This window comes from Microbacterium trichothecenolyticum (assembly GCF_000956465.1).
In the GTDB taxonomy this organism is placed as follows: domain Bacteria; phylum Actinomycetota; class Actinomycetes; order Actinomycetales; family Microbacteriaceae; genus Microbacterium; species Microbacterium trichothecenolyticum.
This window is the reverse complement of the sequence record NZ_JYJA01000007.1, coordinates 1-7,417: the sequence shown is the minus strand read 5'-3', so window position 1 is coordinate 7,417 and position 7,417 is coordinate 1. Positions and strand designations below refer to the sequence as shown.

Sequence of the window (7,417 nt, the reverse complement as noted above, 5' to 3'; positions counted from 1 at the left end):
CCGGAAGCTAAGCCTCTCAGCGCCGATGGTACTGCAGGGGGGACCCTGTGGGAGAGTAGGACACCGCCGGACACCCATTCACGGAATGGCCACCCCCACGGGTGGCCATTCCGCGTTAACAGCCCGATATTCGCGGTCGGTAGACTCGAAGTATGCCGGCGCTCGACCTGTCTCTGTCTTCTGTCGAACTCACTCGCATCATCTGCGACATTCCGAGCGTCTCCGGCGACGAGAAGACCCTCGCCGACGCGATCTTCGCGCAGGTCTCCGCGCTCGAGCATCTCGACGTCTATCGCGACGGCGACACGATCGTCGCCCGCACCCGCCTGGGTCGCGCGCAGCGCGTGGTCATCGCCGGGCACATCGACACGGTTCCCATCAACGGCAACGTGCCGACGAAGGACATCGATGTCGACGGCGAGGCGTACGTCTGGGGTCGCGGCACCGTCGACATGAAGGCGGGCGTCGCGGTGCAGCTGAAGCTCGCCGCAGAGCTTTCGGATCCCCGGGTCGACATCACGTGGATGTGGTACGACCACGAAGAGGTCGACGCGGACCTGAACGGACTCACGCGGCTCGCGCGCACGCGACCCGACCTGTTCGCCGGCGACTTCGCCATCCTCGGGGAGCCGTCCGACGGCGCCGTCGAGGGCGGCTGCAACGGCAACCTGCGTGCGATCGTCCGCACCCACGGGGTGCGCGCGCACAGCGCGCGTGCCTGGATCGGCGAGAACGCGATCCACAAGGCCGCGCCGATTCTCGAGCGCCTCGCCGCCTACGAGCCGCGCGACGTCGCGGTGGAGGGGCTCGTCTATCGGGAGGGGCTGAATGCGGTGCGCATCAACGGGGGTGTGGCCGGCAACGTGATCCCGGATCTGTGCGAGGTCGAGGTCAACTACCGCTTCGCCCCGAGCCGTGATGTCGCGGAGGCGGAGAGCCATGTGCGTGACGTGCTCGCCGGGTTCGAGGTGGAAGTCGTCGATGCCGCGGCGGGCGCCCGTCCCGGTCTGGACGCCCCGCTCGCACAGGAGTTCCTGGCGGCCGTCGGCGCCGAGCCGCGGCCGAAGTACGGCTGGACCGATGTTGCGCGCTTCAGCGCGTTGGGCGTGCCCGCGGTGAACTACGGACCCGGCGATCCTCACCTGGCGCACCACGACGAGGAGCGGGTTCCCGTCGCGCAGATCGAGGCTGTCGAGCAGGGTCTGCGCGCATGGCTGGCGAGCAGCTGATCCTGTCGCCGGTGACGCGTCCGTCGGCCGCCCGGACCGCTGTGCGCGTCGCGGCGATCTACGTCGCCGCGAGGATCGTCACCTCCCTGTTCCTGTTCGCCGCCGCCGAACTCTCCGGCTTCACGTCGCGGATGGGCGCGGACGCCCGGCTGGGCGACACCATCGTCGCTTGGGACGGCCAGTGGTATTGGCTGGTCGCCGTCTCCGGCTACCCGAGCCAGCTGCCGCTCAACGACGCCGGGCAGGTCGCAGAGAACGCCTGGGCGTTCCTCCCGATCTATCCGTGGCTCGCGCAGTGGGTGTCGATCCCCTTCGGCCTCTGGCACACCGGCGCCCTCATCGTGTCGCTGGTGGCCGGGTACGGGGCATCCGTCGCGCTTTATCACCTGCTGCGGATGCGACTGGACGAGTCGGCGACGCTCTGGGCGGTGGCGTTCTTCGCGAGCGGTCCGCTCGCTGCGCTCTTCCATGTCGGCTACGCGGAGGCGCTCAACCTGTTCTGGCTGTTCTGCGCGCTGCTCGCAGTCGCACGCCGGCGCTATGTGTGGCTGTACGCCTTGATCCCGCTGATGGCGTTCACACGCCCCGGCGTCCTCGCGTTCGCCCTGTTCCTCGCACTGTTCGGCATCTGGCGCTGGCTCACGCGTGCGCGTGAACCGCTGCGGGCTCCGGAGATCGCGCACATCATCGCCGCCGGGCTGCTCGCCGCGGTCGCGGGGTTCGCGTGGCAGTTCATCGCCGGATGGGTCACCGGGAATCCTGAGGCCTATCTCGTCACGGAGATGGCCTGGCGTCGCAACTGGATCCTCGGCGACGCGACGTTCACGCCATTCGAGCCGTTCCTCGCGGGAATCTCATACTGGTTCGAGACGATGTGGCACCTCCCGCTGGCACTCGGCTACATCCTCGTGGCCGGAGGGCTGCTCGTCGTCGCGGTCGCCCTGATCGCGCTGCCGCAGGTCCGCCGTCTCGGCATCGAGATCCGCCTGTGGAGCGCCAGCTACCTCGTCTACCTCCTGCTGGTGTTCTTTCCGCAGTCGAGCATCTTCCGGCTGTTGGTGCCGCTGTCGCCACTGTGGGGCGCGTTCGCGGTTCCGCGCTCCCGCGCGTGGCGGATCGGTGTGCTGATCGCGTGTCTCGCGGGACAATGGTGGTGGATCTACAACATGTATGCGCTGGGAAGTACGAACTGGCAGGTCCCGTGACGCCGGATGACGGATGCCGCTTTCCCCAGGCGTGCCCGGGGCGTCGGCCCTCACGATAAACTCGATGTGCAGACCATCGATGAAAAGGAGCCGCAATGGCAGCCATGAAGCCGAGAACCGGAGACGGGCCGATGGAGGCCGTGAAGGAGGGTCGACTCATCATCGTGCGGGTTCCGCTCGAGGGAGGCGGTCGCCTTGTCGTCTCGGTGAACGACGCTGAGGCCAAGGAGCTCTACGACGTCCTGGGGGGCGTCGTCAACGCCGCGTAATCGCTCGTTGCGCGAACGGCCGGTCCTATCGGGACCGGCCGTTCGCGTCTGCGGTGCGGAGATGTCAGGACGTGGAGACGGTGGTGAGCTGCAGCAGTCCCTCGCCCGTGATCGACAGTGCGCCGATCACCGCGGGGGATGCCTGCGTCTCCTGGATGAGCGAGCGGTAGGCGGTGGTGACCGGGTCGCGGCGCACCGGATCGGCGACGGCGCCACCGGCGAGCACACGGGGGACGAGCACCGTCCCGCCGGCCCGGACCAGGCGCAGACCGTGCTCGACGTACTCGATGACCCCCTCGGGGTCGGCGTCCACGAGCACGATGTCGTAGGACGCCTCATTCATGCGCGGCAGCACCTCTGACGCGCGGCCGGTGATGAAGCGGGCGCGCGCTGGAGGGATCCGCGCCTCGGCGAATGCCTGGCGGGCGGCGCCGAGGTGCTCGGGCTCCTTGTCGATCGTGGTGAGGGTCGCGCGCGGGGAGCCGTGCAGCAGCCAGAGGCCGGAGACTCCGGCACCGGTGCCGATCTCGACGATGTTGAGCGCCTGCGACACCGCGGCGATGATCGCGCACTGGGCGCCGATCGCCGGGCTGATCGGCGCGGCCCCGAGTTCGAGCGCGTGCGCGCGGGCGCGCGCGATGTGCTCCGGCTCGCTCGTCGCCTCGTCGACGAACCGCTGGTTCGCGTTCTGCTCTCCCATCGGAATCCTCCGCCCGCCAGCCTACGCGGCCGCGCGGCGCTGGCCGCACAGGCGCGGCGGTAATCTGAAGGCATGATCTTCGGCCTCACGATCGAGAAGCTCCTGCTGATCGGACTCGTCGCGGCACTCATCCTCGGACCCGAGCGGCTGCCCCGCTATGCGGAGGCCCTCGCCGGGCTGACCAAGCGGGCGCGGACCTGGGTGACGACCGCGCGGACGCGCGTGCGCGACGAGATGGGCGAGGATTTCGACGACGTGGACTGGCGCACGCTCGACCCTCGGCAGTACGACCCGCGCCGCATCATCCGCGAGGCGCTCCTCGACGACGCTCCGGTCGCGAGCCTCGTCCCGCCGCCGCCACCGCTGCCGCCGACGACGCCGGAGCGGTCGCCGTACCGCAGCCCGATCGACGGACCGACGCCCTACGACAGCGAAGCGACCTGACCCGCGGGGCCGATCAGCGCGGGCGGAACGGGAGCGAGCGCCCCGACAGGCCGCGCGGCGTCTGAGCCAGCATCTCGGCGAGGCCGGCGATGACGCGCGACGCAGGATCGTCGGGGTGTGCGAGGACTGCCGGGGTTCCGGCATCCGCATCCGTCCGCAGTGTCGGGCTGAGCGGCACCGAGGCCAGCAGCGGCACCTCGGCGTCCGGCTGCGACAGCGCTTCGGCGACCGCGCCGCCGCCGCCCGCGCCGAACACATCGACCGTCGTACCGTCGGGAAGCGTCATGGCGGCCATGTTCTCGACCACCCCGATGACACGCTGCCCGGTCTGGCGCGCGACGACGCCGCTGCGTACCGCGACGTCGGCCGCGGCCGCCTGCGGCGTCGTGACGACGAGCACCTCGGCGTTGGGCAGCAGCTGCCCCACCGAGATCGCGACGTCGCCGGTGCCGGGAGGCATGTCGAGCAGGAGCACGTCGAGGTCGCCGAAGTAGACGTCGGTGAGGAACTGCTGCACGGTGCGATGCAGCATGGGCCCGCGCCATGCGACGGCGCCGACCGGGGCGTCGCCCTCGGAACGGCGCAGGAACATGCCGATGGAGATCACCTTCACGCCATGTGCGACGGGCGGCAGCATCAGGTCGTCGACGCGCGTCGGCTGCGGTACGGTGCCGTCGGCCGCGACGAGCCCGAGCTGGCCCGGGATCGAGAAGCCGTGCACATCGGCGTCGATGAGCCCGACGGCGAGCCCGCGTGCGGCCAGCGCGACGGCGAGGTTCGCCGTGACCGTCGACTTGCCGACGCCGCCCTTGCCGCTTGTGACGGCGATGACGCGCGTGAGCGTGCCGGGACCGAAGGGCATCTCGCGAGCTCGTCCGCCGCGCAGCCGCTCCGTGAGCGCGTGCCGCTCGGCCGGCGTCATGACGCCGACCTCGAGCGCGACCTCCGTGATCCCGGGAACGGATGACGCCGCCGCGCGCACCTCTGACGCGATCCGGTCCGCCGCGGGACACCCCACGATCGTGAGGGCGATCCCGACGCGGGCGACCCCGTCGTCCACCGAGATGTCACGGACCATGTCGAGCTCGCCGATGGGTCGGCGCAGCTCGGGGTCGGAGACGGCTCCGACGGCGGTGCGGACGGCGTCCGCGGAGGCCGGGCTCATCGTGCGGCGCCGTCCTCGACCTCAGGGGAGTTCTCGAGCTTCTCGAGCAGGGCGCGCAGCTCGCTGCGGAGGACGTCGCGTGTGAGGACCTGGTCGGCGAAGTCGTTGACGGCCATCCGAAGGGCGACGACCTCGCGGGCGAGGTACTCCGTGTCGGCGAGGTTGCGCTCGGCGCGCTGCCTGTCCTGCTCGATCTGCACACGGTCGCGGTCGTCCTGCCGATTCTGCGCGAGGAGGATGAGAGGCGCGGCGTAGGACGCCTGCAGCGACAGGATCAGGGTGAGCAGCGTGAAGTTGGTCGCTGCGGGGTCGAACTGCAGCTGCGGCGGCATGAAGATGTTCCACGTCAGCCACACGGCGACGAAGATCGTCATCCCGATCAGGAAGCCCGACGTGCCCATCGCGCGGGCGAACGCCTCCGAGAAGCGCCCGAAGCGATCGCTGGACGGCTGAGGCGTGCGCTGCAGCATGCCCGAGCGGCCGCGAGGGGCGTCGAGCGACGTCTGGCGGGTGTTGCGTGCCATCAGCGCCTCCTGCCTGCGCCGGATGGCTTGCCGAGAACTGACGTGCTCGCGGTCGTGGTCGGGACGGACTCGGATGCCTGGCGTTCGTCCTCCTCGGCATCGTGCGATCTCCAGTCCTCGGGGAGGAGGTAGTCGAGCACGTCGTCGACGCTGACCGCGCCGACCAGCCGGTGGGCGGGATCGACGACGGGGAGGGATACCAGGTTGTACGACGCGAGCAGACGTGCGACCTCGGCCGCCGACGCGGTCGCCGGAACCGGGTCGAGCGTGTCGTCGATGATCGCGCCCAAGCGCTCGTGCGGCGGGTAGCGCAGCATCCTCTGGAAGTGCACGGTGCCGAGGAGGCGGCCCGTGGGGGTCTCGTACGGAGGGAGGGTCACGAAGACGGCGGCGGCGAGCGCCGGGTGCAGTTCGTGACGACGGATGAGCGCGAGAGCCTCGGCGATCGTCGCATCGGCGGAGAGCACGATGGGCTCGCTCGTCATGAGGCCGCCCGCGGTGTCGGGCCCGTACTTGAGAAGGGCGCGGACGTCTTCCGCCTCCTCGGGCTCCATGAGCTCGAGAAGCTCTTCGCGCTGGTCCTCGGGCAGCTGCCCGAGGACGTCCGCCGCGTCATCGGGCTCCATGGCGTCGAGGATGTCGGCCGCGCGTTCGTCGTCGAGGGCCTCGAGGATATGCACCTGCTCCTCTTCGGGCATCTCTTCGAGGGCGTCGGCCAGACGGTCGTCGGGGAGCTCATCGACGACCTCGAGCAGCCGCTCCTCGGGCAGGTCGAGCAGCGTGTTCGCGAGGTCGGCGGGACGAAGTTCGGAGTATGTCGCCACCAGCTGTTCCGCGGACTGCGCTTCGCCGGGCACCTGGCTCTCGCGCACCGCGTCCCAGTTCGCGAATGTGGTGGGACCCTTGGCGAAGGGGGAGGCGCTCGTCTTCGGCTTGCGCAGGAAGAGCTGACCGACGTCCCACTCGCCGAGGCGGTTGCGCTCGATCGCCACGTCTTCGATCACCGCGGTTCCAGATCCGTCGGCGAAGAACACCTTGCGGCCGAGGAGCTCGGCCATGACGCGAACCTCGCCGCCGCGCTGCTGGAAGCGTCGGACGTTGATGAGTCCGGTGGTGATGACCTGGCCGGTCGCGATCGAGGTGACGCGGCCGATCGACACGAACACGTTCCGCCGGCCGGGGATCTCGACCATCAGCCCGATCACGCGGGGCGGATCGTCTTTGCGGTAGATGACGACGACGTCGCGGACCTTGCCGAGACGGTCGCCGGCGGGGTCGAAGACCGAGCACCCGGAAAGGCGCGCGACGAAAACCCTCTGCGTGCTCACACGTCCCAGCGTAGTCCGCGCGCCGTGGGAGGATGGGGAGATGACCATGATGGGAGGGCGCTCTCCGCAGGGTTCCGACGCCGTCGGACAGACCGTGGCGAGCTTCCCGACGTACGAGGCGGCGCAGAAGGCGGTGTCGTCCCTCATCGCGGCCGACGTTCCCGCACGCGACATCGCGATCGTCGGGCTGGGCCTCCGCTCGATCGAGCGCATCACCGGCCGTCTGGGTTACGCGTCGGCCGCGCGGTCGGGCGCGGTGAACGGGCTCCTCCTCGGTCTCCTCTTCTCGGCGATCCTCGTGATCGGCTCGCCGTCCGTGCCGATCCAGGCATTCGTCGGCGTCCTGTTCGTCGGCATCGCGATCGGCATGCTGCTGAGCATCGTGGCGTACTCGTTCGTGCGGCGGCGCCGCGACTACGCGTCCGTGATGCAGGTCGTCGCCGACCACTACGAGGTCACCGTCACCGACAACAGCGTCGGCCGAGCGCGTCAGGTGCTCGGCCCCCAGACCTCGGTCACGCCCCCCGTTCCGGCCCCACCGACGGCGCCGGTC

The 7,417-nt window shown here is 70.1% G+C and carries 9 protein-coding genes and 1 rRNA gene; 6 read left to right on the top strand and 4 right to left on the bottom strand.

Annotated features, from left to right (window positions below; all coding sequences use genetic code 11):
* The 4 genes from rrf to RS82_RS20885 all read left to right on the top strand — a co-directional run.
* A 5S ribosomal RNA gene (rrf, locus tag RS82_RS22000) occupies positions 1 to 72 on the top strand; the annotation flags it as partial.
* Positions 73 to 152: 80 nt separating this feature from the next.
* Positions 153 to 1,229, top strand: a complete 1,077-nt coding sequence (gene dapE / locus RS82_RS00090) for a succinyl-diaminopimelate desuccinylase (RefSeq protein WP_045296046.1) — start codon at positions 153 to 155, stop codon at positions 1,227 to 1,229.
* Entirely contained in the window at positions 1,211 to 2,434 is a 1,224-nt protein-coding gene (locus RS82_RS00085; protein WP_045296045.1) for a hypothetical protein, read from the top strand. The genes dapE and RS82_RS00085 overlap by 19 nt, the downstream gene beginning before the upstream one ends.
* A gap of 95 nt (positions 2,435 to 2,529) precedes the next feature.
* On the top strand, positions 2,530 to 2,703 hold the full coding sequence (locus RS82_RS20885) for a DUF3117 domain-containing protein (protein WP_019179788.1): 174 nt from the start codon (positions 2,530 to 2,532) through the stop codon (positions 2,701 to 2,703).
* A gap of 64 nt (positions 2,704 to 2,767) precedes the next feature.
* On the opposite strand, the gene RS82_RS00080 is transcribed toward RS82_RS20885, so the two are convergent.
* On the bottom strand, positions 2,768 to 3,403 hold the full coding sequence (locus tag RS82_RS00080; RefSeq protein WP_045296044.1) for an O-methyltransferase: 636 nt from the start codon (positions 3,401 to 3,403) through the stop codon (positions 2,768 to 2,770).
* Between the two features lie 72 nt (positions 3,404 to 3,475).
* Here RS82_RS00080 and RS82_RS00075 point away from each other — a divergent pair, with 72 nt between their 5' ends.
* A complete protein-coding gene (locus RS82_RS00075) occupies positions 3,476 to 3,847 on the top strand; it encodes a twin-arginine translocase TatA/TatE family subunit (RefSeq protein WP_045296043.1) in 372 nt (123 codons plus the stop codon).
* A gap of 13 nt (positions 3,848 to 3,860) precedes the next feature.
* Here the strand turns inward: RS82_RS00075 and RS82_RS00070 are convergent, their stop codons facing one another.
* The 3 genes from RS82_RS00070 to RS82_RS00060 are packed head-to-tail and all read right to left on the bottom strand — an operon-like array spanning position 3,861 to position 6,864.
* Positions 3,861 to 5,012 (bottom strand): Mrp/NBP35 family ATP-binding protein, encoded by a 1,152-nt coding sequence (locus tag RS82_RS00070; protein ID WP_045296042.1) that lies wholly within the window; start codon positions 5,010 to 5,012, stop codon positions 3,861 to 3,863.
* Entirely contained in the window at positions 5,009 to 5,536 is a 528-nt protein-coding gene (locus RS82_RS00065) for a DUF1003 domain-containing protein (protein ID WP_045296040.1), read from the bottom strand. The genes RS82_RS00070 and RS82_RS00065 overlap by 4 nt, the downstream gene beginning before the upstream one ends.
* The gene (locus RS82_RS00060; RefSeq protein ID WP_045296038.1) at positions 5,536 to 6,864 is read right to left on the bottom strand and encodes a magnesium transporter MgtE N-terminal domain-containing protein; all 1,329 of its coding nucleotides are present in this window, start codon (positions 6,862 to 6,864) and stop codon (positions 5,536 to 5,538) included. The genes RS82_RS00065 and RS82_RS00060 overlap by 1 nt, the downstream gene beginning before the upstream one ends.
* A 40-nt stretch (positions 6,865 to 6,904) precedes the next feature.
* Here RS82_RS00060 and RS82_RS00055 point away from each other — a divergent pair.
* Positions 6,905 to 7,417, top strand: a 513-nt coding sequence (locus RS82_RS00055; RefSeq protein WP_045296036.1) for a YflT domain-containing protein, incomplete at its 3' end; no start/stop codon positions are given.

Coding starts and splice junctions, on each gene's coding strand:
- dapE (WP_045296046.1), top strand. CDS start 153: ATGCCGGCGCTCGACCTGTCTCTGTCTTCTGTCGAACTCACTCGCATC.
- RS82_RS00085 (WP_045296045.1), top strand. CDS start 1,211: ATGGCTGGCGAGCAGCTGATCCTGTCGCCGGTGACGCGTCCGTCGGCC.
- RS82_RS20885 (WP_019179788.1), top strand. CDS start 2,530: ATGGCAGCCATGAAGCCGAGAACCGGAGACGGGCCGATGGAGGCCGTG.
- RS82_RS00080 (WP_045296044.1), bottom strand. CDS start 3,403: ATGGGAGAGCAGAACGCGAACCAGCGGTTCGTCGACGAGGCGACGAGC.
- RS82_RS00075 (WP_045296043.1), top strand. CDS start 3,476: ATGATCTTCGGCCTCACGATCGAGAAGCTCCTGCTGATCGGACTCGTC.
- RS82_RS00070 (WP_045296042.1), bottom strand. CDS start 5,012: ATGAGCCCGGCCTCCGCGGACGCCGTCCGCACCGCCGTCGGAGCCGTC.
- RS82_RS00065 (WP_045296040.1), bottom strand. CDS start 5,536: ATGGCACGCAACACCCGCCAGACGTCGCTCGACGCCCCTCGCGGCCGC.